Source organism: Algoriphagus pacificus, from assembly GCF_017254845.1.
Lineage (GTDB): Bacteria > Bacteroidota > Bacteroidia > Cytophagales > Cyclobacteriaceae > Algoriphagus > Algoriphagus pacificus.
This window is the reverse complement of record NZ_JAFKCU010000002.1, coordinates 1,086,550-1,113,313: the sequence shown is the minus strand read 5'-3', so window position 1 is coordinate 1,113,313 and position 26,764 is coordinate 1,086,550. Positions and strand designations below refer to the sequence as shown.

The window sequence follows — 26,764 nt, the reverse complement described above, 5'->3', positions numbered from 1 at the left end:
TCAATGGAAAATAAGGTAGTTGTTTTTGGAGAAATGCTGTGGGATTGCCTTCCCAGTGGCCCAGTAGCAGGCGGAGCTCCCATGAATGTAGCTTTGAATCTTCATCAATTAGGCTTGAATTCAATACTCATTTCAGCAGTAGGAAAAGATGAGGATGGGGAGAAACTTTTGGAATTTTTGAAAGGATTCCAATTACCTACCAATTTGATTCAACAAAAAGAAGAACATGAAACTTCCAAGGTTTTGGTAGATGATTCCGACCCTGAAAACATGAAGTACACGATCGTCTCTCCTGTTGCTTGGGATTTTATCACTTGGAACCCCACCATGGATGAAGCTGTCTCAAGTGCAGATGCTTTTGTTTTTGGAACCCTAGGTGTGCGAAATACCGAAAGTCTCAATACACTCATTAAGCTATTGCATCATCAGACTTTACGGATTTTTGATGCCAACCTAAGACCTCCATTTTATGATTTTGAAATAATCGAGACGCTTTTGGGTTTTGCAGATATTCTGAAAATCAACGAGGATGAATTGGAAATTTTCGCTGATTATTTCGATTTGGAACCATCTGTCAATGCTGTCTGTGAATATCTAGACCAGCATTTCCCCATGGATTTGATTTGTGTGACTAAAGGTTCAAAAGGTGCTTTGGTCTATGAAAAAGGACATATCATTGAACATCCAGGTTATAAGGTAAAAGTTGAAGACAGCATTGGGGCTGGAGATGCTTTTCTGAGTGGATTTATCAAAATGTATCTGGAAGACAACCCGCCTGAAAAAACCTTGGATTTTGCCAGCAAACTAGGAGCTTTTGTGGCGACAAAAAAAGGAGGAACTCCAAAATATACCCAAGCAGAAGTAGAGCAAATCCAATAAAAAAAGAGCGGTAAGAAATTTCTTACCGCTCTTTTTTTGCTAAAACCCGCTTTTAATTAATTCTGCGGTTTCTGCAAGTTCTTCTGGAGTCAATTTCAATTTTGGTCTGCTGAAATTTATATCATCCATCGTTCGGAGTGGAACCAAATGGACATGTACATGTGGCACTTCCAAGCCAATCACTGCGACACCGATTCGAGTACATTTGATGGTTTTGTCCATCGCTTTGGCCACCTTTTGTGAAAAGACATGTAGACCAGCTAAAACCTCTGGCTCTAAGTCAAAAATATAATCTACTTCCTGTTTAGGCACCACCAACACATGGCCCTTGACTAAAGGCATAATGTCCAGAAATGCTATGTAATTTTCATCTTCAGCGACGATCTGAGCGGGAATTTCTCGATTGATGATTTTAGTGAAAATTGAAGCCATAATTTGAAATAAAAAATCCCGGCATGACCGGGAAATAGTTTAATATGAAATGTCTAGAATTTCGAATTGAAGTACGCCAGCAGGCGCGTTGATATCTGCTACTTCTCCTACCTTTTTACCAACAAGTCCTTTTCCAAAAGGAGAACCCAAAGAAATCTTTCCTGCCTTCAGATCTGCTTCTTCTTCAGAAACCAACGTATAAGAAACTGTCATTCCGTTCTTAACATTTTTGATTTTTACAGTACTAAGGATTCCAACTCTGGAAGTATCCATTTGGGAATTATCGAAAATTCGAGCATTACCTACTACTGCCTCGAGTTTCGCAATTTTCAGCTCCAAATGACCTTGAGCATCCTTTGCTGCATCGTATTCAGCATTTTCACTCAAATCCCCTTTATCCCTTGCCTCAGCAATTTGCTTTGCAATATCTGTACGGCCTTTGGTCTTTAATTCTTGAAGTTCGTCCTTTAACTTCTTCAGTCCTTCTTCAGTGTAGTATTGTACTTTTCCCATAATTATTCTCAATTAGAAAGGCACCAAAAACAAAGTAACGGTCGCGTTTGGGGACCGTTACTTAGCCAGATGTCTTTATTTGATGTCCAAAGATAATAAACCAAATGCTACAAAACAATTTCACAAAGCGTCTGAAAACTGTAATTTCTTTTCAAATTCTTTAGCTAAATGCCTTGCTGATTTTCTTTACGAGGACTTTATTAATTTTCACATAAGACTCATAAGTCCAGCCTGCTACATGCGGTGTAAACAATACATTTTCACGCTGGGCAAGCTTTTCAAATTCAGCCTTTTGCTCTTCTGAAAATCTTGCGAATTTTTCATTTTCCAGCACATCCAAAACCGCTCCGAGCAAAATTCCACGATCCAATGCTTCATTTAAAGTCTTGAAACTGATCACCTCTCCACGTGCTGTATTTATTAGCCAAATCGGATTCGCGAAGCTTTCCAGTTCCTCCAAGGTCAAAAAATTACGGGTTTCGGTAGTCAGCGGAACATGAATACTTAAAATTTCTGACTCCGCTTTTACTTTGGCCCAGATGACTTCATGCACCAAATCATCCGCATAATTCATTTTGTACTTATCGTATGCATAAATCTCAACTCCAAAGCCCTGAAGCCTTTTCGCAAAAGCTTTACCCATATTTCCATAACCCATGATCCCTACAGTCTTACCCATCAGTTCATGACCGCGATTGCCTTCCCTATCCCAAATTCCTTTTCGAACTTCAGAATCAGCTTTTTTTATATTGTTGAAAAGCGCCAGTAACATCCCCACTGCGTGTTCTGCTACTGCATCACGATTTCCTTTGGCAGCATGAAATAATTTGATTCCTCGATTGACCAGGTATTCCAAATCGATTTGATCTAGGCCAGCTCCAGCACGTCCAATAAACTTCAGATTAACTGCCTTCTCTAATAATTCACGATCCATCGGGGTTTTGGATCGGATGATCAAGCCTTCATAATCTCCAACCTGATCCAAGATTTCTGCACGCGTAATTTTTGGAGAATAGGTAACCGCATGTCCTTTTGCCTCAAGCATAGGAACTATGCTCAAATGCATCTCGTCAATTATTAAGATCCTCATTGGTTCTATTTAAATGTGTAAAAGGGAAATGGCTACTAAAAAGTATACAGCCAATCCTAATAAATCATTTGCAGTGGTAATAAACGGACCCGATGCCAAAGCGGGATTAATTCCGATTTTATCCAATAAAATGGGAGTAATAGTGCCCATAAATGAAGAAAGCAAAACCACTGAAAACAAGGCAATCGCTACGACCATCCCGAATGAGATATCATTCTTATAAATAAACACCACCACACCAAAGACGAAGGTGGCCAGTATTAATCCATTGATAATCGCAACCAGGAGCACTTTGATAAATCGCTTTCCAAAAGAATCGTCAAAGGCCGATCTACTTGCAAGGGATTGTACAACCAAAGAAGATGACTGAATTCCTACATTCCCTCCTGTTGCAGTGATCAGAGGAATGAAAAACGCAAGTGCAGTAACCTTATTCAAGCCTTCCTCAAAGAAGCCGATAAAACCAGCTCCAAGTAATCCACCTACAATTCCAATAAGCAACCAAGGCAATCTCGCTTTAGTCAATCGATAAACACTATCGTATTCATCAACTGTATCCGATATACCGGTCATCGCCTGAATATCTTCTTCCGCCTCTTCCCGGATTACATCCAAAATATCATCGACTGTAATCCTGCCCACTAATTTGTTTTTAACATTGACCACAGGAACAGTTTCCAAATCATATCTTCTCATGATTTCAGCCACTTCTTCCTGGTCCATGTAGGTAGGCACGGAAATCACCTCATCTTCGTAAATATCCTCGATTTTGGTGTGCTCAGATGCCAAAACGATTTTCTTCAATGAGACCCTTCCCAGCAATTGCTGTTTATTGTCAACCACGTAAATAGAAAAAATCTTGTCTACGTTTTCCGCTTGTCTTCTGATTTCGTTGATGGTCTGAACAACATTCCAGTTTTTATTTGCTCGAATGTATTCCTTGGCCATGATACCACCGGCAGTGTCTTCTTCGTAGCGTAAGAGTTCAAGAATCTGCTCAGATTTCTGCCGATCCGTAAAATACCCGATTACCTCTTCCCGCTCTCTAAGGGAAAGAAGGTTCAAAATATCCGCTCCATCATCGGAGTCCATACATTCGATGAGACCGGCGATTTCTGGAATTTCCATTTCCTTCAGCACCCGCGTCAAAGTATCCTCGTCGAGCTCGATAAGAATATCTGCAGAGAATTGATTTTCTAAAAGTCGAAGTACATAAATCGACTCAGCCATAGAAAGCTCATCGAGAATCGCAGCAACGTCAGCCACATTGGCTCCATCGAGAGATTCCCGGATAAAGTCATTATTCTCCTCTTCTATCCCCAGTCTGAGGCTTTCAAGGTACTCCTTCGAAAGTTCAAATTGCTTAATGATTTCCACGAGAAGCTTCTATTTGTTGTGCGATAAAAACAAAATCGGCGACATCCAATTGCTCGGCACGCTTATCCAATAAAGGATTATTTTTCAAGTCTTCCGATAGTTGAAAAGATTTCAATGAATTCCTCAGTGTTTTTCTTCGGTTTCCAAATCCACCTTTCACTACCTGAAAAAACAATTTTTCGTTACAGTCCAGACTTTTTACTTCATTCTTAACCAGCCTGATCACGCCTGAGTTCACTTTCGGCGGTGGATCAAATACCTCTGGAGGAACAGAAAACAAATATTCTATGTCATAAAATGCCTGAAGTAAAACAGACAAAATCCCATAATCTTTATTTCCTTTTGGAGAAGCAATTCGCTGAGCAACCTCCTTTTGGAGCATGCAAACCACCTCTGTGACTTGATCTCTTACCTCTAGTACTTTGAAGAAAATCTGGGATGATATATTGTATGGGAAATTCCCTGCAATGGCATATTGATCAGGAATCACCTCTTTGAAATTATATTTAAGGTAATCTCCTTCAATAATTCTATCCTTCAAAGCAGGATATTTCTTATTTAAATAAGTAATCGATTCGGAATCTATATCGATTAGATATAGCTCCAAGTCGCTTTTCAGCAAATAATCTGTGAGCACACCCATGCCAGGCCCTATTTCAAGGACTTTCTTCACACCTCCATGCCCTTTGACCGCTAGAGCAATTTGCTCCGCAATACTCAAATCGGTCAAAAAGTGTTGGCCAAGATGTTTTTTGGCTCTGACTTTTTCCATCGGTAAGCTCTGATAAATTTTTATAAATTGCAGCCTTAAAATTAAGAGAATATTCTAAAAGGAAACACTGCGAATTGCTTGGCAAGTAAGGTTCAATTTTCGCAATGCCCAAAATAATATGAACATAAGAAAGAGCAGGCCCATTATCGGGATCAGTATTGGAGATATAAATGGTGTAGCCATAGAAGTGGTTATCAAAGCCTTAACTGACAACAGGATCTTTAAATCATTCACTCCTTTGATCTATGGGCATGGAAAAGCAATCTCATTTTATAAGAAAGCTTTGTCTATCGACGATTTTAATTTCGTACAGATCAAAAGTCTGGATGAAGTGCAACACAAGCGTGTGAATGTCATCAATGTTATGGAGGAATGTCCTGATGTGATTCCCGGGGTAGAAACTCAAGAAGCAGGTAAAATGGCTTTGGCAGCATTATCTCAAGCTGTAGAAGACCTTAAATCAGGTCAGATTCAAGCGCTGGTTACTGCTCCAGTCAACAAAAACAATATAAATTCCGAGGAGCTTCATTTCGTAGGACATACTGAATTCATCACAGAAGCTGTGGGAGCAAAAGACAGTTTGATGCTGATGGTTTCAGACCAATTGAGAGTTGGTTTGGTAACTGGGCATATCCCTTTGGCAAAAGTCCCAGAAGCAGTTACAAAGGAAAGAATTCTTAAAAAAGCCAAGTTGTTATTGGATAGCTTGGAAAAGGACTTTGGAATCAACAAGCCAAAAATCGCTATTCTGGGTCTGAATCCCCATGCTGGAGAAGATGGGTTGCTGGGTAAAGAAGAGGAGGAAATCATCAAACCGGCAATTCGGGAATTAAAAGATCAAAATAAAATGGTTTTTGGTCCCTACCCTTCTGATGGCTTCTTTGGAATGATGCACCAGACGAAGTTTGATGGAATATTGGCGATGTATCATGACCAAGGCTTGATTCCCTTTAAGTCAATCGCATTCAGTTCTGGTGTGAATTATACTGCTGGTTTGCCAGTAATCAGAACTTCACCTGATCATGGCACAGCCTATAACATTGCAGGCAAAAACCTGGCAGATGAAGGATCCATGCGAGCTGCGATTTTCCTTGCAGCAGACATTATTTCCCAGCACACACCAGAGGAAGAATAGATTTATTCAAATTCTTGTCAAGAAATCCGCAATTGACCAAAGAATATTTTACAATCTATTTTATCCTATTTAAATAATTCCCTAAATTTGCGGTCTTAAATCGAGAGGAGGAATCGTGAAATTCTGGAGAACCTTTGATATTGAGGTAATTAAGTTCGTTGAAGGAAGACACGAAATCGAATTCGAAATCGGAGATTCTTTCTTCCAACACTTCGAAGACAACAATCTTGTCGAAAAAGGTCAGATGATCGTACGGATCATCATGGACAAAGGAGCACATTTGATAGAAATGGATTTTCATATCCAAGGAACTGTAAATCTTATCTGTGACAGAAGTCTGGAAGAGTTTGAGCAGCCTTTGGACATCCATGAAAAGATGATCTACAAATTCGGCTCCGAGGAAAAAGAAATCAACGAAGATGTCATGATGATCACTAGGGACACCCCTTCTGTCAATGTGGCTCAATTGATCTATGAATTCATATTGCTCAATCTTCCGGCAAAAAAGATTCACCCAGACTACCGTAATGAACTGGATGATGAAGATTTTGAAGGAGAAGGAGGCATAGTTTATCTAGATGATGAAAACTTCGAAGATGACGAACTTGAGGACAACTCAAAAGAAGAACCAAAAGAAATTGATCCCCGCTGGGCATCATTAAAAAATTTAAAAAACAAGGAATAATCATAAACCACATATAAAATGGCACATCCTAAACGAAAAATTTCGAAAACCAGAAGAGATAAAAGAAGAACTCATTACAAGTTAGAAGCTCCTGGATTGGCGAAATGCCAAACTACTGGCGAAATGCACTTGCCACACAGAGCATTCTGGTTGGACGGTAAATTGTACTATAAAGGACAAGTTATTATCGAAAAAGAGGTATTGGCTTAATCAGTCAACCGAAACATATTAAATCCATTCTTAGCTAAGAATGGATTTTTTGTTTTAAACGGAATTCAATTGGCTGGCTTTCAGTACATTGAATTCTATTGGTAGTTTTTATTTTGGTGGTCAGGTACAATTGTAATATTTTTGACCCTACCCAAAGAAAGCATACCTACCTTTCAACCCATATTTAAGGAGTTTTTTATTTGGGGCTCCTTTTTATAACCAAACTATAATGGACAAAATCAGAGCTATGGTAACTGGGGTTCAAGGATATGTTCCTGAATACCGATTAACCAACAAAGAACTTGAAACTCTGGTAGATACCAACGACGAGTGGATTTACACAAGAACAGGAATCAGGGAAAGAAGAATCCTTAAAGGAGAAAATCAAGGAACTTCTGTAATGGCCGTAGAAGCAATCAAAGGATTGCTAGCCAAAACCAACACAGATCCTATGGATGTGGATTTGATCATTTGCGCCACTGTGACTCCTGATATGCCATTTCCTGCAACTGCCAATATTATAGCGGATAAAGTTGGAGCCAAGAAAAGCTATAGCTTTGATATTGCTGCAGCTTGCTCTGGATTTTTATATGCCTTGCAAATTGGAAGTCAGTTTATTCAGACAGGATTACATAAGAAAGTAATTGTTGTTGGGGCAGACAAGATGTCTTCCATCGTCAATTACGAAGATAGAACCACCTGTATCTTATTTGGAGATGGTGCTGGAGCAGTTATGCTTGAGCCAACTACTGAGGAATTTGGTATCATGGATGCATTGTTACATGCTGATGGAACAGGAGCACCCTATCTAAATATGAAAGCTGGGGGAAGCATGAAGCCTGCTACGCATGAAACAGTTGATGCTCGTGAGCACTTTGCAGCTCAGGAAGGATCTACCGTTTTCAAATTTGCTGTGACCAACATGGCGGATGTAAGTGCAGCTGTCATGGAAAGAAATAATTTAACCAGTGAAGATGTTGCTTGGCTAGTTCCTCATCAGGCTAATAAGCGTATCATCGATGCAACAGCAAGTAGAATGGGAATCGGATCTGATAAAGTGATGATGAACATTGAGAATTACGGAAACACTACTGCTGCCACTTTGCCTCTTTGTCTTTGGGACTATGAAAACCAACTTAAAAAAGGCGACAATCTAGTATTGGCTGCATTTGGAGGTGGATTTACCTGGGGTGCTATTTATTTGAAGTGGGGATACGATCCGAAATAAGTAAATTATATATTTGAACATATGGCAAGTACTGCAGATTTTAAAAATGGCCTTTGCCTGGTAATGAACAATGATATTTTCAGCATTGTTGAATTCCAGCATGTCAAACCTGGTAAAGGAGCAGCTTTTGTAAGAACAAAATTAAAGGGTTTGACAAGTGGTAAAACACTTGAAAAGACTTTCAACGCAGGCGAGAAAGTAGAAACCGCGAGAGTTGAAAAGAGACCTCACCAATTTTTGTACAAAGACGATTTGGGATACCATTTTATGGACACCAATACCTTTGAGCAGATTTCTTTGGAGGAAAAACTGATCGAAAGATCTAACCTTTTAAAAGATGGTCAATTAGTAGATATCCTGATCCACGACGAAACTGAAACACCACTTTCTGTGGAACTTCCACCATTCGTTGAATTGATGATTACTTATACAGAGCCGGGAATCAAAGGCGATACTGCTACAAATGCATTAAAGCCAGCAACAGTAGAAACCGGTGCCACTGTAATGGTTCCTCTTTTCGTTGAGCAGGATATTATGATTAAGGTGGATACCAGAGATGGTTCTTATTCCGAAAGAGTAAAATAATTAACTTAGCTGTCCTCAATAAATAATTGGAACAGCTTTTTTTGTTTAAACCCAATTGAATTGTCCGAGGACATTTTATAAAAAACATGACTATGAAACCTAAAGAGATTCAAGAGTTAATCGATTATATCTCAAATTCAGGATTGGCTGAAGTAAAAATCAAGACTGAAGAATTTGAGTTGTCCATTAAAAAATATGCAGATTCTTCAAATGTAAGAATGGTCGAAGCAGCTCCTGCTCCAGCACCGGCAGCTCCTGCACCTGCTCAACCAGCAGCTCCAGCTCCGGCCCCAGCTCAACCAGCAGCTCCGGCTCCTGCAGCTTCCAATCTAGTAGAGATCAAATCTCCAATGATTGGTACTTTCTACATGACTCCAAATCCGGACTCTCCTGCTTTCGTCACCGAGGGAGATACTATCAAGCCAGGACAAACTGTTTGTATCATTGAAGCTATGAAGCTTTTCAATGAGATCGAATCTGAAATCTCTGGAAAAATCGTGAAAATCCTGGTTTCTAATTCTACTCCTGTAGAATACGACCAGCCATTATTCCTTGTAGATCCTGCAGGGTAATTTTTTTCACCAAAAGATACGACCGTGTTTAAAAAAATACTTATTGCCAATAGAGGAGAAATCGCTTTGCGTGTCATCAGAACATGCAAAGAGATGGGAATCAAAACTGTTGCCGTTTATTCAACAGCTGACAAGGACAGCCTTCATGTAAGGTTTGCCGATGAGGCTGTTTGCATAGGTCCAGCTCCTAGTAGAGAGTCCTATTTGAATATCCCTAGAATTATTGCGGCAGCAGAAATCACCAACGCAGATGCCATCCATCCTGGATATGGCTTCCTTTCTGAAAATGCTGAATTTTCAAGAATCTGCGAAGAATACGGAATCAAATTCATTGGAGCCAGTCCAGATATGATTGGCAAAATGGGTGATAAAGCTACCGCAAAAGCTACCATGCGTGAAGCTGGCGTTCCTACTGTTCCTGGTTCCGATGGATTATTGGAATCAATCGAGCAGGGAATCAAGCTAGCCAATGAAATGGGTTATCCTGTAATTTTGAAAGCTACAGCCGGTGGTGGTGGTCGTGGTATGCGAATCGTCAAAGAAGAAAGCGGATTCAAAAAAGCATGGGATGATGCCAGAATGGAATCCGGAGCAGCTTTTGGAAACGACGGTCTTTACCTTGAAAAATTTGTAGAAGAGCCAAGACATATTGAAATTCAAGTAATCGGTGATAAAAACGGAAGAGCTTGCCATTTGTCAGAAAGAGACTGCTCAATCCAGAGACGTCACCAAAAACTGGTAGAGGAAACTCCTTCCCCATTTATTACGGATGAACTTCGTGAAGCAATGGGAGCAGCTGCTATCAAAGGAGCTGAAGCGATTGGATATGAAGGTGCTGGTACTATTGAATTTTTGGTGGACAAAAACCGGAATTTCTACTTCATGGAAATGAATACCCGTATCCAAGTAGAGCATCCAATCACTGAAGAGGTAACTGATTTTGACCTGATCAAAGAGCAAATCAAAGTTGCAGCAGGAGATGTGATCAGCGGCAAAAACTACTTCCCTAAGCTTTATGCAATGGAGTGTAGAATCAATGCTGAAGATCCTGCTAATGGTTTCAGACCTAGCCCAGGAAAAATCAACAATCTGCATATCCCAGGTGGACGAGGAGTTCGTGTGGATTCACACGTTTATGCAGGCTATGTGATCCCGCCAAACTATGATTCTATGATAGCAAAGCTGATTGTAAGCGGTCAGTCTCGAGAAGAAGTTATCGTCAGAATGAAGAGAGCTTTGGAAGAGTTTGTAATTGATGGCATCAAAACAACCATTCCTTTCCATATTGCATTACTGGATGATCCTGAATTCAAAGCAGGGAATTTCACCACGAAGTTTCTTGAAACATTTGACTTCTCAGTTATTAAAAAATAATCCAACCTTTTACCAATTTAAAAGCTGCTCCAAAAGGGCAGCTTTTTTTTATTTCTTGGATTAAATACCAAAAAAACCCGGACTGAATGTAATAGACTTAACCATAAGCCATAGTCCAATTGGAATGGAGACTACAGTTAGCATTGTTGCCACATAATTAAACTTCTTTACTTTTATCATTTTGATTTCAGAAATAGGAATACCAGATTGAATAGGGAATTTTATTCTTCTATTGTTTTTCTGTGTAAATAAACCTTGAATAGAATCATTTCTAACCATTGAAAAGGTTATTTCATAACTGATACTATCTATTGTCAATACATCTAAGTAATCTCCTTCTGATATTTTGGAAAGTTGCCTTGGTTCGAAATATTTATTCCTTGATTCAGCAGGCATTTTGGGTTCAACCCAATCCACTTTTTGATAGACTTTGCAGGAAGATAAAATCAAACAAAAAATCAAGGAGGTCATTAATAGTTGGGTACGAGTTGCCATCATATTTTTCTGTTTATTAAAATCAAAATCTAGGATTGCGAAAATGATAATTCGTAAGTCCGAACTTGAATTACTCCTTCTGATTAGAACTTTGATTTATTCCTAATTCAGAAATCATCTTATTCACTTTTTCAATGTCGCCATCGACAATAAAAACTTCCTCTTTCCTAGCACCAGAAATTATCGCACCTATAGAAGATGTCCCTAATGCTCCAATAAATCCGGTACCAATCATTTCGAAGCCTCTTCCAAATAATATCGCATCTTCATTATAATTAATGCCTGCGATTGTGGCCCCAGCAACAAAACCTGAAATACCTAAAACCAGTGGAAGATGACCTTTTGAATGTTTGGTTTTGATAGTATGAATATTTTGGATCGGTAGACTAATACCTCTGTAATCAGACCCAAAGGTTAAAACAGAATCTGAAACAGTTATCACTCTACCTTTTCCGATTTTCTTTCCTTCTGCATTATAAATTCTGATAAAAGGTCCAGTAGGAAGCACAGTATTTTGTGCCAATACAGAAAATCCAATAAGCCAAAACACTAAGAAAAAATAAGATCTCATTTATTTAATTGTCAAAAATTCAAACTAACCATTTAACTATTAATCGATTATCTTAAAATTTATTCAGTTAAAATTCGTTGATTTAATCCGTAAAAAGGTAATTTGACAGCATGTTAAATTATTATTTTCCAAAAAACAGTAATTTACTTTTTGCGAAAATTGCTAATTTAAAATCAACCCAATTCGACAATTACTTCCCAATTTTGGTCTTTCACATAAATAGTTTTTTTTAATAATTAGAAAGACTTTCTTAATTTTTTTTCATAATTTGAAATACCAAAATAATCTAAATGTCGCTTTTTAGAACATCTAACTCTTTAGCACTCTTAACACTAGCTTTGCTTGCTTGGAATTGTACGTCCAAGGAGAATAAATCATTGGAATTAGCTCCAAATGATCAAATCAGCTACAATTTTCACATTCGACCAATACTTTCTGATAAATGTTTTGCCTGTCATGGACCAGACGCCAACAAACGTGAGGCTGACCTAAGATTAGACACAGAGGAAGGTGCATTTGCTTCACTAAAAGACAGTCCAGGGAAATTTGCTTTGGTTTCAGGAAATCTGGAAGAATCCGAGGTTTATCATAGGATAACTTCTGAAGATACAGGTGAACTTATGCCTCCCCCTGAATCAAACTTGGTTTTAACTGAATCAGAAATCAATCTTATCAAGGAATGGATCAAACAAGGAGCAAAATATGAACCTCATTGGGCTTTTTCCAAAGCTGAAAAACCTGCTCTTCCACCATCCAACGAGTGGACAAAAAATGAAATCGATCTTTTTACCTACCAAAAAATCATTTCGCAGGGATTAGAACCTAACCCAGTTGCTAAGCCTCATGAGTTAATCAAAAGAGTAAGTTTGGATTTAACCGGCCTACCTCCTAGCCCTGAAGTTTTAGATAAGTACGGGGATTTTTCTGGCCCTAATAGCTATGAGGATTTGGTAGATGGTTTAATGTCAGATCCAGCATTTGGAGAGAAGTTAGCGGTACTTTGGATGGATATTTCTCGCTACTCGGATAGTTACGGATATCAGGATGACAATATCAGAACCCAATGGCCTTATAGAGATTGGGTCATTCATGCTTTCAATGAAAACATGCCCTATGATCAGTTTTTGACTTGGCAATTGGCAGGAGATTTACTTCCTGATGCCAATAAAGAACAAATCCTTGCTACTGCCTTCAACCGAAATCATAAATACACGGAAGAAGGTGGAGTTATTGATGAAGAATACCGCATTGAATATGTTTTGGATAAAACCAACACGTTTAGCAAGGGGATTTTGGGAATCACTATGGAATGTGCGCAATGCCATGATCATAAATATGATCCATTCTCTCAAAAAGAGTATTACGAGATGTTTGCCTTTTTCAATAATACTCCTGAAAAAGGCTATGAGGGAGATGTTTCCGTTTCAAAACCTGCAAAAACTCCTATTCTTTGGATGGATCAGGAAGATTTATCTGGTGTAATGAGCTTTATCAATTACCAAGACACTTCAAAATTAAGCGTGTCAGTTATGGGTGAATTGGATGAAGGGGAGAAAAGAATCACTTATATTCTTGATCGGGGAGTTTACGATGCTCCTACCGTCCCAGTAGAAGCCTCCACGCCAGCTGCAATTTTAGAGCTTCCTAAAAACATGGAAGGCAATAGATTGGGATTGGCTAAATGGACTACTTCTAGAGAAAACCCATTAACCGCAAGGGTATTTGTCAACCTGATGTGGCAGGAAATATTCGGAACAGGAATCGTAAAATCTGCTGGGGATTTTGGCATGCAAGGCGACCTTCCTAGCCATCCTGAATTACTGGATTGGTTAGCAGTTGATTTTATGGAAAACGGTTGGGATATCAAGCGTCTTTTGAAACAAATCGTCACATCAGCTACCTATCAACAATCCGCAGCAATCAATAAAGATCATTTGGCTATTGATCCCGCTAATGTTTATTTGGCAAGAGCTCCGAGACTTAGACTTTCTGCAGAAAATATCCAAGATTTGGTTCTTGCAAGCAGTGGCTTACTTCATAAGGAACTTGGAGGCCCAAGTGTGAAACCCTATCAACCAGAAGGAGTTTGGGAAGCTGCAACCTCTGGAAGAGGCGTGCTAGCAACTTATGTTCAGGATACAGGCAAAAGTCTATATCGAAGAGGACTTTACAATTTTATTAAGCTCACCGTACCTCCACCAAAAGCTATCATTTTTGACTCTAGCAATCGTGACCAATGCGAAGTAGGAAGAGGCAGGACAAATACTCCTCTTCAGGCTTTGTTAATGCTAAATGACCCGATGGTTTTGGAAGCGTCTCGAGTGTTGGCCACAAGACTTGATTCAGAAATCAAAGATGACTCAGAAGTAATCAAAACAGCATTTAAGAGAATCCTTTGTAGAGATATGAATTCTGAGGAAGAGGAGATTTTGGAAAGCTACTTTGAAGATCAACTCGATCGATTTGAAGCAAATCCAGAGCAAATTAAGCCGACTTTAGAGGTGGGTGAATATCCGATTGAGAAATCAGAGAAAACGGCAAGGACAGCCGCATTAATGCAAGTGATAGTAAGCTTGTACAATTTAGAAGAAACGATTACCAAGATTTAAAATGGAAAAGGAAATATTAGAGCAGGGTTTAAATCTGAATAGGAGGAAGTTTTTATCCCGATTAAGTTTGGGAGTAGGAAGTGTCGCCTTGGGTTCTTTATTGATTCCTGATCTTTTTAAGGGAGGAAGTCCAGATGAAGATGCGATTATGGCAGCGCTCCCCCATTTTGCTCCAAAAGCCAAACGCGTTATTTATCTTTTCCAGAATGGTGCTCCAAGTCAACTGGAATCCTTTGATTACAAGCCTTTGTTGAATAAAAACATGGGTCAGGAACTTCCTGAATCCATCAGAGGTGGGCAGCGATTGACTGGAATGACTGCAGGTCAAACCTCATTTCCTTTAGTAGGTTCCTACTTCAAATTCAATCAATATGGAGAATCCAGAGCTTGGATTTCAGAGATATTTCCTCATACTGCTAGTGTGGTGGATGACATTTGTATTGTCAAATCCATGCATACTGAAGCGATCAACCATGATCCAGCATTGACTTTTTTCCAAACTGGAGCTCAGGTAGGGAACAGACCAAGTATGGGATCTTGGTTGAGTTACGGTTTAGGTAGTGAGAATAGTAATTTACCCGCATTTTGCGTGTTGCTAAGCCGAGGAAAAGGAAATGGCCAGGGTGTTTATTCCAAACTTTGGAGCAATGGTTTCTTGGATGCAACCCATCAAGGAGTTCAGTTTTCGAATTCAGAAGACCCGGTGCTTTATTTGAAGGATCCCAACTCCATGTCGAGAGACGAGCGTAGAAAAATGCTCGATCAAATCGCATCTATGAATGATTTGAGTTACCGGGAATTTAATGACCCACAAATCAGTGCCAAAGTACAGCAATATGAAATGGCATTCAGAATGCAAACTGCCGTTCCAGAAATGACTGATGTTTCTAAAGAACCAGATAGTATCATCAAAATGTATGGCCCGGATTGTTTGGTACCAGGCACCTATGCTGCCAACTGTCTTCTGGCTAGAAAATTATCTGAAAGCGGTGTTAGATTCGTACAGCTGTATCATCAAGGATGGGATCAGCATGGTGATCTTCCTGACCAAATGGCGATGCAAGCCAAAGATGTAGATCAAGCATCAGCAGCTTTGATTTCTGATTTAAAACAAAGAGGCTTATTAGATGAGACTTTGGTGATTTGGGGAGGAGAATTTGGCAGAACGAATTACTGCCAGGGAAAAATTCTTCCCCATAATTATGGCAGAGATCATCACCCAAGGGCATTTTCCATTTGGATGGCTGGCGGTGGAGTAAAATCCGGAATGGTCTATGGAGAAACGGATGAATTCGGTTATAATATCGCAGAAAACCCAGTGCATGTACATGATTTTCAAGCAACGATGCTTCACCTGATGGGAATTGATCACGAGCGACTTACCTACAAACATTTAGGTAGAAGATACCGACTAACAGATGTTTCCGGCAAAGTAATCAAAGACCTAATTGCCTGATTTCTTTATGCCAAAAATCCATCGTATTCAGCAAATCTTAGAAAATAGTCTGTTTGCTTGGTTAGGATTAGCCCTAATCTTAGCCATTGCAGGTAATTCCATTGAAATTCCAAGTTGGCTTCAAGTGGTTGGAAGATCTCACCCTCTTCTCCTCCACTTTCCTATCGTTTTATTAATTTTTGGGGTTGTCTTTTTTTGGTTACCGGATAAAAACTCGGAAGTAAAAGAGATCGGATCTTTCAGTCTTTTGATTGGAAGTAATTTTGCCGGAATCACAGTGATTGCTGGATTATTATTGGCAAAAGAAGATTACGAAGGCTCGGAATTAAATTGGCATCAATGGATGGGAATCGCTGCTTATGGAATTTCGATGCTTTTATATTTCTATAGAAATTCAAAAGCTCAATTACTAAAGCCACTAAGTCTAGTTTTGGTCCTTTCAGTTGTTGTGACTGGGCATCTAGGAGCTAATTTGACACATGGAAGCGATTTTTTATTGGCACCGATCAAATCGAATGAAACTCCAAAAGTACAACTAGCGGATGCTAGAGTTTTTGAGGATCTGGTTCAACCGATTCTCGAATCTAAATGCCAAAGCTGTCACAAGGAAGGCAAAATTAAAGGCGAATTAAGATTGGATCAGTTAGAAGGGATCCGAAAAGGTGGCAAATCAGGCCCATTTGTGCTTGCCGGAAATACTGAAGAGTCGCTATTAACCCAAAGAATCCATCTTCCCAAAGAAGAAAAAAAACACATGCCCCCTAAAAACAAGGAGCAGTTGACAGAAGAGGAAATTGAAATATTAACGGCTTGGGTCAATTCAGGCGCTGACTTTGAAAAAAAGGTCAGAGAACTTCCGGCTGAAAGCGACTTATTTATGTTGGCTTCGCAAAAATTCACCAATGAGAAAACTTATGATTTCGAGGAAGCAGATCCAGATGACATTGCAGAATTAAACAACTTTTTCAGAAAGGTGAATCCACTCTATCCTGAATCACCAGCCCTCGAGGTTTCTTATTTTGGGATTTCTGCATTTGATCCAAATTCACTGGAAGACCTCAAAAAGGTAAAAGAACAAGTTGTCAAGATCAATTTGAATAAAATGCCTTTGGAAGGAATCGATCTTTCTTTCCTAAAAACGTTTTCAAATCTTGAGGAATTACAGTTGAATTTTTCAGACTTAACTGATGATCAATTAGCCGAACTCAGTCAGTTAGAAAACCTCGAAAGTTTAGCTATTTCAGGAAATCCAATCAGCGATTCTTCAATTCCAAGTATCCTAAAATTCAAAAATCTAAGAAAATTATTTGCTTGGCAAACCGGGTTGAGTGAAGCTGGAAAACAAGAATTGAAGGAAAAAATAACTGACGTGGAAATCGATTTTGGTTTTAATGCAGCAAATGTGAATTATGAGTTAAATGCCCCGAAATTGGTTTACGATGAAATCCTTTTTCAGGATAGTACTTTGTTGGAAATAAAGCATCCAATCAAAACGGTTGAAATTCGATACACTTTAGACGGGACCAAGCCTGATAGTATAAATAGCCCCTTATATACTGAGCCAGTTTGGGTTAAAAACACTTCAAAAATCAATGCCAGAGTTTTTGCAAAAGATTGGATTGGAAGTGCAGAAGAAAGCATTTTACTTTTCAAATCAGGTATTCACCCTAGTGAAGTCACTCTTTTGAAAGAACCAAACAAGCAATATAAAGCTCAAGAGGGAAGAACCTTAAACGATCAGATAAAAGGCAAAAACAATCACACTACGGGAGAATGGCTTGGATATCAGGACAACCCTTTTGATGTCGAGGTGAAATTTGACCCGAATAAACGTCCCTCCAGAGTGGTTTTAAGTTTACTATATAGTGAGTCGGCTTACATTTTCCCTCCTCAGCAAGCTGAAGTCTGGGTGAAAGAAGGAACGTCTTGGCGATCTGTTATCAATGAAGTTCCTGAGCAAAGTACCGAAGCCAAAAACGCCCGTTTTGAAGCTTTGGCTTATGACTTACCTGCTTCGGACTTTTCTTCAATCCGCATCCGGCTTACTCCTATTGCCAAGTTACCAAGCTGGCATCCTGGTGCTGGTTCCAAAGGATGGGTGTTTGTAGATGAAGTTTTACTAGAGGATTGACGATTTTCATGTTTATTGGATTTTTTTTAGAAGGATTAAAAAAAAGAATTCAATACCACTTCCAAATGAACACAATATTCCGTTTCTTATCGGAATATTTTTGTAGTCTAGTTTTTATCACTTAAAGGATTTTGGATTCTCCGAAGGTTTTCTATGGATAAGCAGGTAACCAGGAAACTTGTCGCAGTAGTTTTCTCAGATATAGTGGGATATACCCGCCTTATGGGAGAGGATGAAGAAAGAGCTTATACTCTTTTAAAGGAAAATAATGAGATTCATCTCTCTATTATTGAAAAGTACAACGGAGAATTAATTAAAGAACTTGGAGACGGAATTTTGTCTATTTATCCAAGTGTTGAAGCGGCCTTATTGGCTAGCATCGAGATCCAACAATACTATTACAAAAGAAATACAATAGAGATCAGGATAGGTATCCACCACGGAGACATTATCTACGATAATCACGATGTATTTGGAGACGCTGTAAACATTGCCTCAAGGATTCAGGCTATAGGAGTTGGCGGTTGTATTTTGATCAGTAAAAAAGTCAAAGAACTCATTCCGGACAAAATCTCCATCGCTAAAATCCCGATGGGGAAATACGAACTGAAGAATGTGTTCAGGCCAATAGAGATTTTTGCTATTGGTGCCAATGGAGTGAAAGTTCCTAGAAAAATTGACATCGAAAAAAACCAGGCTGCACTTCAGAAGAAATGGGTAACTGGCGTCAGTATTTTTACTGCAATTCTTGTCATAGTTCTCGCTTATTTTGCTTTGACTCCCTTATTCCAACCCACCTCTCCAGAAAGTAAATCGGTAGCGGTTTTACCTCTTAAAAACTTGAATTTTGATGCTCAAAAAGACTTTTTTAGCGACGGTCTTTCTGAGGATATTATTACGCAATTAACCAAAATCAATTCGATACAAGTAATTTCTAAATCGAGTATTGATAAACTTCGAAACAAGACCTTGACATATGCTCAAATAGCAGAGGAGTTGGGTGTTTCAGCCATTCTTGATGGAAGTGTCCAATGGTCAGGAGATGAATTGAGAATTCGGGTGCAATTGATCGATACGAAGACCAATGAAAACATGTGGTCCGAAACATTTGATCCGGAATTGGAAGATGTATTTGCTGTCCAAAGCGAAATAGCCCAGATGATTGCTGTTCAGCTCGAAGGTAGCCTGACAGAGACCGAAATCACCCAACTGGAAAAGAAACCAACGACAGATTTTGAAGCATACGAATCCTATCTAAAAGGCCGCCAAAAATATAATTATTACCAATTCGATTCTATAATGTTGGCCATTCAAGAATTCAAAGAGGCCATTGCAATAGATCAAAATTATGCCTTGGCTTACACGGGGTTAGCGGATGCATATGCTCAGATGTATGGTGCTTTTGGTGAAGGTGATGCTTATATGGATTCAAGTCTCAATTCAAGCCAGAAAGCTATCGAACTTGACCCTGAATTGCCTGGAGGATACCTTTCAAAAGGTGTGATTTATTACTACCAAAATCGATATGATCTCGCTTTGCCTCAAATTCAAAAAGCATACGATCTTAATCCCAACCATTCAAGAGCTGTAGGAAATCTTGCTACAGTATATATGATCACTGGGCAGTTGGATAAGGCATTGCCACTTCAAAAAAGAGCTTCTGGATTGAATCCTAATAGCTATATCCCTTTTCAGATTGTAGGCTGGATTTACCGAATTCTTGGAGATCAAAAAGAAGCTCAGATTTGGCTGGATAAATCACTGTCTATTCAAGAAGTGATAGAAACTTATGAGCAACTTGCATACAGTTTTTTATTCGAGGATGAAACCAGTAGGGCAATGGAATTGATTCCTAAGATCTTGTCATTGGGCCAGACTTACGCCAATTACGAGATAGCAGGAAAAATTGCTTTTTTTGCTCAAGATTTCGCCAAGGCCGAAAGTCATTTAAAAAGGTCAATAGAATTAAGAGAAACCAATTCTCTGGATGAATATTTTTCGGCACCTATTTATCTCGCATATATATTGAAAAAGAATGGACAATCAGACCAAATCGATGAAGTGCTTGGAAATAGCTTGGAATTAAGAATTGAGGAACTTGAAAATTCTTCTCAGGAGGATGAATTGGCTTTAATGGTTTCTGCTATCTACCTTTTGAAAAATGATGAGTCAGCGTCTCTAGAATACCTTCAGAAAGCAAAGGAACTTCATTGGGTTGATGTATTCGAAGTACAGAACAACGCACTATTTCAAAATTTAAAATCAAACAAAGAATACCAAGAATTGCTAAAAGAAATTGAATCTCTACTTCAAGAGATGAAAAAGAATATCTAATCGAATATCAGGAAATTAAAAAAGCTCAGGAGAAATTCCTGAGCTTTTTTGTTGGATGAGGATTCAGATCTTATTTAGAAGCTATTCTGTAGTTTATTCCTCCGATATTGATCGTTCCTGAAGATCGTGGATTACCTCTTGTAGCATGGATAATTCCTGCCATGATAGCTGCTGACATAGACGTTCCAGACATGACCATGTATTGACCTCCAGGCCAAGTGGAAAATACATTTGATCCCGGTACAAAATAATCAACTCCGGATCCAAAGTTGGAAGCTGAATATTTACTTCCTATAGAACCACATGAGAAATCAAGAGCTCCAACGGTAAAAATATTATTTCCATTAATGCATCCAGGTAAATTTCGTCCGGCATCTCCTCCATCATTTCCTGCAGACATAACTACAAACATTCCTTTTGCTGCAATAGCTTTGATGGCTGATGTTAAAAGTGGATTGGAAACCTCACAATTGGAAACATTATAGCTTCCCAAACTCATGAGTACCACATCTCCTACCTGTCCATATTTGGCTACATGATCCAAAGCCATCAGGATTTTTGACCAGCTTCCAATTCCATTACTAGCAAAAACCTTTAAAGGAATGATTTCTGCTCCAGAAGAAACCCCAGTTGCTGAAATTGGACCAGTTCCTCTTCCGGCAACCAAGCCCGCGCAATGGGTTCCATGGCCTAAGACATCATCAAAAGGTGACTCTCCTGGTATCATTGAAATCGCAACACCCTGTTGACGGTTTACATTCAGATCTCTATGGTTCGCATCGACTCCTGTATCGATAATCCAGATACTTTCTCTTCTACTTGAGCTATTTTCCGAACCATTTACCAGATTAATCGCACAACTGGCTTTGCCATTAGGATCATAAAGCCAACTTGGACTCATCGCATCTGATTGCATGATCGGTCTTCCCTGCATAATAGGTCGCCCTTGAGACCCTGGATCACCTTGCATGATGGGTCTACCTTGAATATCCACGTCCTCTACGACACTTTCCACATTAGGATCATTTAAAAGATCAGCTCTTTGTGATTCAGTAAGAGGAGTGATAAATCCAATTTTCACATCCATAAATCGGCTTCTCACATTGGTAAGGCCCTTATTCTGAATAAACATGTCAAGCTTGGCTTGTTTGTTATTCCTTTTTCCCTGGTTTTGTTGAGCCTGAGTGATTCTGTCAGCGTTATCAGTTCGGCTATCTAGAACTGGACTTTCAAAAGTGCTTTTCATAGTAACCACATATACATTTGATTGGGCATGTGCTAGCCATGTAAAAGTCAAAAGCAATAATAGGATTCCAATTTTTTTCATATTTCAAAAATTAAGTGAGTTAGATTGTAATATTTTAAGACAACCTATTACCTAAAATACAATTTTATTGGTATTAATTGCTTTTTTTAAAAGTAAATAGTTGCATTTTGCTTAAGCCAATGATTGCTTGGATAAGTTTAAAGATTTGGAAGAAGTCAAAAATCCAAGAAGTAAATCAGTACTTTTTGGGCATCTAAAAAATGATTAAATTACTATCCTAGCTTCAAAATTTAACATAAGTTAGAACAACCTGATTTTTATGAGTGTCGAATTAAATCGAAAACATTCGATTGTTTATTTTTCTGATATAGTCGGTTATACCAAACTGATGGGAAAAAATGAGGACGAGGCATTTGATCTTGTTACTCAAAATCTCCGCGTTCATTCCGAAATCATGTCTAAATACAATGGACAGATCATAAAAGAACTTGGAGATGGAATTCTAGGAACTTTCGAAACTGCAGAAGAGGCATTGCTTGCCAGCATAGAAATCCAAAAAATCTGGATTCAAGAAGGAAAATTAGAACTAAGGATCGGGCTTCATTGTGGAGAAATAATTTATGACCATGGGGATGTTTTCGGTGACGCTGTAAATATCGCTGCGAGGATTCAGGGTATTGGAATTCCCTCTTGCGTCATTTTTTCCGATAAGGTCCTTCCATTGATTGAGCACAAAACAGAATTTACATACAACAAACTCGGAAAGTTTGAGCTCAAAAATGTAGAAAAGGATATAAGTCTATTTGCTTTAACAAACCCTCCATGTTCCCGTCCAGAGAGAAAGGATTTGCTGAAAAACGCTGCTAATCAGAAACAATCAACCTGGATGTTTTGGACTGCTGCTATCATTTCAACAACGCTGGTTCTCTTCTTGATTTATTCCTTGATTTGGAATGATTACACCTGGGAAAAAGAAAAGTCTGTAGCTGTTTTACCTTTTACCAATACTGTAGCAAATCAAGATCAGGCTTTTTTTGCTGAAGGCCTTACGGAAGACATCATAAACCATGTGACTAAACTAGAAAAAGTAAAAGTGATTGATAAAGCTGCTGTCTATGAATTTCAAGACAGCCAGATCCCGATCGATTCTATTGCTTCAATCTTGGATGTGAGTACTATTGTTCAGGGATCAATTCAATGGATCGGTGATAACATTCGAATTTCCATTGAAATGATTGATCCGGTGGAGAATAAAACACTTTGGACAGAAACCTATAATCGGGAGGTCCGGGACATCTTCAAAGTTCAGGCAGAAATCGCTTCGAAAATCGCGGACATTCTGAATTATAAACTGAGCTCAACTGAAAAAGAACAAATATCGAAAGAGCAAACGGTAAGTTTTGATGCATACGAGCTCTATCTCAAAGGCAAAGAATCTTACTCTAATTTCAGCGAGAAAAACACTTACGATGCCATCGGTTTTTATAAAGAAGCAATTGAAATAGATCCAAACTATGCCTCAGCCTATACTGGACTTGCTGACAGCTATGCACGGTTGGATTATTTTGGAGAAGGATCAAATTGGTTGGATTCAAGTCTGGCGGCAAGCGAAAAAGCCTTGTCTATAGACCCTCAACTTGAAGACGCTTTTAAATCAAGAGGTTCTGTCTTTTATTACAAAGGGCAGCTGGAATATGCCCAAATGTCATTTGAAAAGGCATTAGTCTTAAATCCTAATCTAAGCGGTGCTATCGGTAACCTTGCCACAGTCTACATGACACAAGGAAAATTGGCTGAAGCCCTAAAATATCAACAGAAATCAGCCTCATTAAACCCGACGAACTTTGTTCCATTTCAAATCACAGGATGGATTTATAGACTACTCAATCATCCAAATGAGGCTATTGATTGGCTTCAGAAGGCAAATTCACTCACTTTTGATCCTGTTACTTCTGAGCAAATTGCCTATACATATCTGAGCCAAAACAAGAAAAAAGAAGCTTTGGAACAAATTGATCTGATCTTGGCTCAAGATGATAAATCGGATTATAACCTATCCTCAGCAGGGTTTATCGCTTTTATGGCTGAAGAAATGGATCTTGCTTTTCCATATTTAAATGAGGCTTACCAGCTTAATCCAGAAATGAAAAACGACAAGAGTCATCCGACTCCGATAGTTTTAGCATACATCTATCTTCAAAACCAAAATAAAACTGAGGCTGAGTCTTTGATAAACCCAGCAATAGAAGTCCGACTAAGTGCGGTTCAAGCCACTGAGCAAGATTTTAATATCTGGTTGGATTTAGCACAATTGGAAGCATTGAAAAATAACGGCTCGAAAGTAGTTGAATACTTAAACCAAGCCTATAAAAATGGCTTTAGAGATGATTTTTACATAAGCAGAAACCCCATCTTAAAGCCTTTTTTAAATGATCCCGGAGTACAAAACATTGTCAATCAAATCCTTGACAAGCGTTTTGAATCCAACAAACAGCTGGTATCAAACCAATTGATAATGAAGTAAGTCACATTATTTTCCCAACAATTTCAACACCTTAATTACCAACTTTTGCTACCGGATAATCAGGATCTGGATCACCCGCCGCTGCACCTCTCTTGATGTTTAGCAAAGTATCTATTCCAGTCTGATGGTATAAGATTCCGCTGAATATCGCAGTAGAAACTGAAGTTCCTGAAACAAGAGCATATTTTCCACCTGGAGCTGTGGTAAAGATATATTCTCCAGGAGTAAGATAATCAATCGATGGTCTACCAAAATTAGAGAAGGAAGAATAAAGGTAGTCTCCTGTACTTGTGACTTCCACTGAGCCTATAGTAAATATCTTTGATCTTACAGATTCAGGGAAAGACAGCAATTCCATGCAACCAGGGAAATTGGTCAAAGACTCTTTCGCTTGATTACCAGCTGACATCACCACATAGACTCCTTTTGCTGCCAACTCATAGATGTAATCATAAATCCCTTTGGTATTCAATGTATCACATTCTCCAAGGGTTATTTCCATACCCCAACTCAGGTTGACAATATCTCCAGGCAAAGAATTTAAAAGGATATAGTCCAAAGCAGAGGCAATTTCTCCGCTTTGAGCATGATCATTCTTATCAAAAATCTTGATAGAAACCATCCTTGCATTAGGGAATACACCATTTACCCCATAGCCACTGACATAAATTGGATCTTCTGATGCCAATCCTCCGATTGTCCCTGCTAGGAATGTTCCATGCCCATTCGAATCGTTGAAAGGATCATTAAATGGATTGCTAGGTGGATAAGAGAAATCCTTAGATAGCCCTATTTCTGTAGATGAGAAATTGATGTCTTGATGTGTTCTATCAATTCCCGTGTCAACTATCCAAACTTTTTGGGTAGGATTGGTGCTAGAAGGCTCTCCTCCCCCAATCAGGTCAATTAAGGTGCTTACTTTATCCGCTGGATTATATCTCAATTGTTCTTGCATCACAGGCCTTCTTGCCTGCTCAATAAAATCAGATTGCATTACTGGCCTTCTGATCTGAACCCCAAAACTCTTTTTCAAAATATAATTAAAACTTTGAGATTGATCTTGAAGCGTCTGAAGCTGTGCCTCTGTCAAATCATCAAAGTAAACCGACACTTGCATGTAAACTCTTACATGTTCCTCGCTTACTGGAATTGTTGGGTCTATTTCCCTGATCTTAGCAATAACACTTGATTTTAACTGCTCGATTTGGGCGAGACATTCTTTTGAATTTGTTCCATTTTTACAGATAGGATTTTGGGAAATAGGAACAAACTCTAAACTATCCTGAAAAAATAATTCATAGTTCAAAAGCTCTTTTTCAGGTGAATTTTGGCTTGTACCAGATGAGTCAATTATTGGTTTATTTGACTCGCAGGAAAACAGACAAAACCCAATGAAGAGTATAAAAAGCACCTTTTTCATAGACACAAAAGTTAAAGAGCTAAAAATCAATTTTTTAAAAGTAAATCAAGATAAAAAAATATTTCAAAAAATATGATATTTTCTAGATAAATATTGTACTATTTAATTAATTATTCTTTTGATTCCTTCGATAAAATCTCTCGGTATTGGCTGATATTTTTGGCCACTGCCTCTTCCAAAACTGGTTCTTGGATGTCTTTATAGCGAGACACTTCTTCCAAAATCGCTTTAGCAACTAACAATCTAGCCGTTTCCTTATTGTCTGCTGGGATAATATACCATGGTGCATGAGGTTTAGAAGTTCTATTAATCGCTTCTTCGTAATAGGCTTGATACTCCTCCCAATGACCTCTTTCTTTCAAATCACCAGGAGAAAATTTCCAATTGTGTTTCTTCTTATCCAATCTTCTTAGCAGCCTTTGCCTTTGTTCCTCTTTGCCGAGATGCAGGAAGAATTTCAATACAATCATCCCATTTTGGCTGATATGACTTTCGAAATTATTAATCTGTTCAAATCTCTTTTCCCAAAATGCTGGAGTAATATCCTCTACGTTATTGATTCCTGGGATATTTTCTGACAAAATATATTGAGGATGTACACGGGTAACTAGGACGTTTTCGTAATGAGTTCTATTGAATACTGCGAATTTCCCGCGCTCTGGCAAAGCGATATAATGCCTCCATAAATAATCATGTTCCAGCTCATTGGAGGAAGGTGTTTTAAAACTATGAACAACTACTCCTCGGGGATTAAACTCTTTAAAAACCTCACGAATTAGACTGTCCTTCCCTGCTGTATCCATTCCTTGCAGACAGATCAAAACAGAATATTTATTATGAGCATACATGATATCCTGATGCTCACTTAGTTTCTCTCGGTAATCATTTAAAACTTTCTCTTTTTTCTTTTCAGAAGTTTCGAGATCTAAAGAAGTTGGAATTGAAGCAAGTTTAATTGGTGCGACAACTTTTAGGCTTTCGATTTCTATATGTTTCATTTTCTAATTTTAAGTCAATAAAAAATTGGTTGAAAAGTATAAAACAAGATAATATTTTAAATTGAGCTCGGAAGACTTCAAGTACCTTTTCAAATATTAAACCACCC

Annotated in this window: 23 protein-coding genes; 13 read left to right on the top strand and 10 right to left on the bottom strand. The window is 38.6% G+C overall.

Going from position 1 to position 26,764, the window contains the following annotated elements:
- Positions 1–3 precede the first annotated feature (3 nt).
- On the top strand, positions 4–879 hold the full coding sequence (locus J0A69_RS11550; protein WP_206586703.1) for a carbohydrate kinase family protein: 876 nt from the start codon (positions 4–6) through the stop codon (positions 877–879).
- A 39-nt stretch (positions 880–918) separates the two neighbouring features.
- On the opposite strand, the gene J0A69_RS11545 is transcribed toward J0A69_RS11550, so the two are convergent.
- The 5 genes from J0A69_RS11545 to rsmA form a co-directional block, all read right to left on the bottom strand.
- Positions 919–1,311: an HIT family protein gene (locus J0A69_RS11545; protein ID WP_206586702.1), complete on the bottom strand. Its 393-nt coding sequence runs from the start codon at positions 1,309–1,311 to the stop codon at positions 919–921.
- A gap of 39 nt (positions 1,312–1,350) precedes the next feature.
- Entirely contained in the window at positions 1,351–1,824 is a 474-nt protein-coding gene (greA, locus tag J0A69_RS11540; RefSeq protein ID WP_206586701.1) for a transcription elongation factor GreA, read from the bottom strand.
- 160 nt (positions 1,825–1,984) lie between these two features.
- The gene (locus tag J0A69_RS11535) at positions 1,985–2,914 is read right to left on the bottom strand and encodes an NAD(P)-dependent oxidoreductase (protein WP_206586700.1); all 930 of its coding nucleotides are present in this window, start codon (positions 2,912–2,914) and stop codon (positions 1,985–1,987) included.
- A 9-nt stretch (positions 2,915–2,923) separates the two neighbouring features.
- Positions 2,924–4,291, bottom strand: coding sequence for a magnesium transporter (gene mgtE, locus J0A69_RS11530; RefSeq protein ID WP_206586699.1), 1,368 nt, complete (start codon positions 4,289–4,291; stop codon positions 2,924–2,926).
- On the bottom strand, positions 4,278–5,063 hold the full coding sequence (rsmA, locus tag J0A69_RS11525) for a 16S rRNA (adenine(1518)-N(6)/adenine(1519)-N(6))-dimethyltransferase RsmA (protein WP_206586698.1): 786 nt from the start codon (positions 5,061–5,063) through the stop codon (positions 4,278–4,280). The genes mgtE and rsmA overlap by 14 nt, the downstream gene beginning before the upstream one ends.
- A 118-nt stretch (positions 5,064–5,181) precedes the next feature.
- On the opposite strand from rsmA, the gene pdxA reads away from it, so the two are divergent.
- The 7 genes from pdxA (at position 5,182) to accC (ending at position 10,852) form a co-directional block, all read left to right on the top strand.
- Positions 5,182–6,198: a 4-hydroxythreonine-4-phosphate dehydrogenase PdxA gene (gene pdxA, locus J0A69_RS11520; protein ID WP_206586697.1), complete on the top strand. Its 1,017-nt coding sequence runs from the start codon at positions 5,182–5,184 to the stop codon at positions 6,196–6,198.
- Positions 6,199–6,313: 115 nt separating this feature from the next.
- A complete protein-coding gene (locus tag J0A69_RS11515; protein ID WP_206586696.1) occupies positions 6,314–6,883 on the top strand; it encodes a YceD family protein in 570 nt (189 codons plus the stop codon).
- 18 nt (positions 6,884–6,901) lie between these two features.
- On the top strand, positions 6,902–7,093 hold the full coding sequence (gene rpmF, locus J0A69_RS11510; protein ID WP_206586695.1) for a 50S ribosomal protein L32: 192 nt from the start codon (positions 6,902–6,904) through the stop codon (positions 7,091–7,093).
- Between the two features lie 229 nt (positions 7,094–7,322).
- On the top strand, positions 7,323–8,321 hold the full coding sequence (locus J0A69_RS11505) for a beta-ketoacyl-ACP synthase III (RefSeq protein WP_206586694.1): 999 nt from the start codon (positions 7,323–7,325) through the stop codon (positions 8,319–8,321).
- A 21-nt stretch (positions 8,322–8,342) separates the two neighbouring features.
- Entirely contained in the window at positions 8,343–8,906 is a 564-nt protein-coding gene (gene efp, locus J0A69_RS11500) for an elongation factor P (RefSeq protein ID WP_206586693.1), read from the top strand.
- Between the two features lie 92 nt (positions 8,907–8,998).
- A complete protein-coding gene (gene accB / locus J0A69_RS11495; RefSeq protein ID WP_206586945.1) occupies positions 8,999–9,478 on the top strand; it encodes an acetyl-CoA carboxylase biotin carboxyl carrier protein in 480 nt (159 codons plus the stop codon).
- A 24-nt stretch (positions 9,479–9,502) separates the two neighbouring features.
- Positions 9,503–10,852, top strand: a complete 1,350-nt coding sequence (gene accC / locus J0A69_RS11490) for an acetyl-CoA carboxylase biotin carboxylase subunit (protein WP_206586692.1) — start codon at positions 9,503–9,505, stop codon at positions 10,850–10,852.
- Between the two features lie 60 nt (positions 10,853–10,912).
- Here the strand turns inward: accC and J0A69_RS11485 are convergent, their stop codons facing one another.
- Both J0A69_RS11485 and J0A69_RS11480 read right to left on the bottom strand, forming a co-directional pair.
- Positions 10,913–11,248: a hypothetical protein gene (locus J0A69_RS11485; protein ID WP_206586691.1), complete on the bottom strand. Its 336-nt coding sequence runs from the start codon at positions 11,246–11,248 to the stop codon at positions 10,913–10,915.
- 169 nt (positions 11,249–11,417) lie between these two features.
- Positions 11,418–11,918: a hypothetical protein gene (locus tag J0A69_RS11480; protein WP_206586690.1), complete on the bottom strand. Its 501-nt coding sequence runs from the start codon at positions 11,916–11,918 to the stop codon at positions 11,418–11,420.
- A gap of 290 nt (positions 11,919–12,208) precedes the next feature.
- On the opposite strand from J0A69_RS11480, the gene J0A69_RS11475 reads away from it, so the two are divergent.
- The 4 genes from J0A69_RS11475 (at position 12,209) to J0A69_RS11460 (ending at position 20,448) form a co-directional block, all read left to right on the top strand.
- Complete coding sequence (locus J0A69_RS11475; RefSeq protein ID WP_206586689.1) at positions 12,209–14,527, top strand: PSD1 and planctomycete cytochrome C domain-containing protein; 2,319 nt, start codon at positions 12,209–12,211, stop codon at positions 14,525–14,527.
- Position 14,528: 1 nt separating this feature from the next.
- Positions 14,529–15,983, top strand: coding sequence for a DUF1501 domain-containing protein (locus tag J0A69_RS11470; RefSeq protein ID WP_206586688.1), 1,455 nt, complete (start codon positions 14,529–14,531; stop codon positions 15,981–15,983).
- Between the two features lie 7 nt (positions 15,984–15,990).
- Positions 15,991–18,114, top strand: coding sequence for a c-type cytochrome domain-containing protein (locus tag J0A69_RS11465; protein ID WP_206586687.1), 2,124 nt, complete (start codon positions 15,991–15,993; stop codon positions 18,112–18,114).
- Between the two features lie 153 nt (positions 18,115–18,267).
- Positions 18,268–20,448 carry an adenylate/guanylate cyclase domain-containing protein gene (locus tag J0A69_RS11460; protein ID WP_206586686.1) on the top strand — a complete coding sequence of 727 codons (2,181 nt, stop codon included), beginning with the start codon at positions 18,268–18,270 and terminating at the stop codon, positions 20,446–20,448.
- Between the two features lie 70 nt (positions 20,449–20,518).
- Here J0A69_RS11460 and J0A69_RS11455 read toward each other — a convergent pair whose 3' ends face one another.
- A complete protein-coding gene (locus J0A69_RS11455; RefSeq protein ID WP_206586685.1) occupies positions 20,519–21,775 on the bottom strand; it encodes a S8 family peptidase in 1,257 nt (418 codons plus the stop codon).
- A 259-nt stretch (positions 21,776–22,034) separates the two neighbouring features.
- Between J0A69_RS11455 and J0A69_RS11450 the strand changes: the two genes are divergently transcribed.
- On the top strand, positions 22,035–24,239 hold the full coding sequence (locus J0A69_RS11450; RefSeq protein WP_206586684.1) for an adenylate/guanylate cyclase domain-containing protein: 2,205 nt from the start codon (positions 22,035–22,037) through the stop codon (positions 24,237–24,239).
- 31 nt (positions 24,240–24,270) lie between these two features.
- On the opposite strand, the gene J0A69_RS11445 is transcribed toward J0A69_RS11450, so the two are convergent.
- Positions 24,271–25,659, bottom strand: coding sequence for a S8 family peptidase (locus tag J0A69_RS11445; protein WP_206586683.1), 1,389 nt, complete (start codon positions 25,657–25,659; stop codon positions 24,271–24,273).
- A 110-nt stretch (positions 25,660–25,769) separates the two neighbouring features.
- Entirely contained in the window at positions 25,770–26,657 is an 888-nt protein-coding gene (locus tag J0A69_RS11440; protein WP_206586682.1) for a PPK2 family polyphosphate kinase, read from the bottom strand.
- Positions 26,658–26,764: the final 107 nt, after the last annotated feature.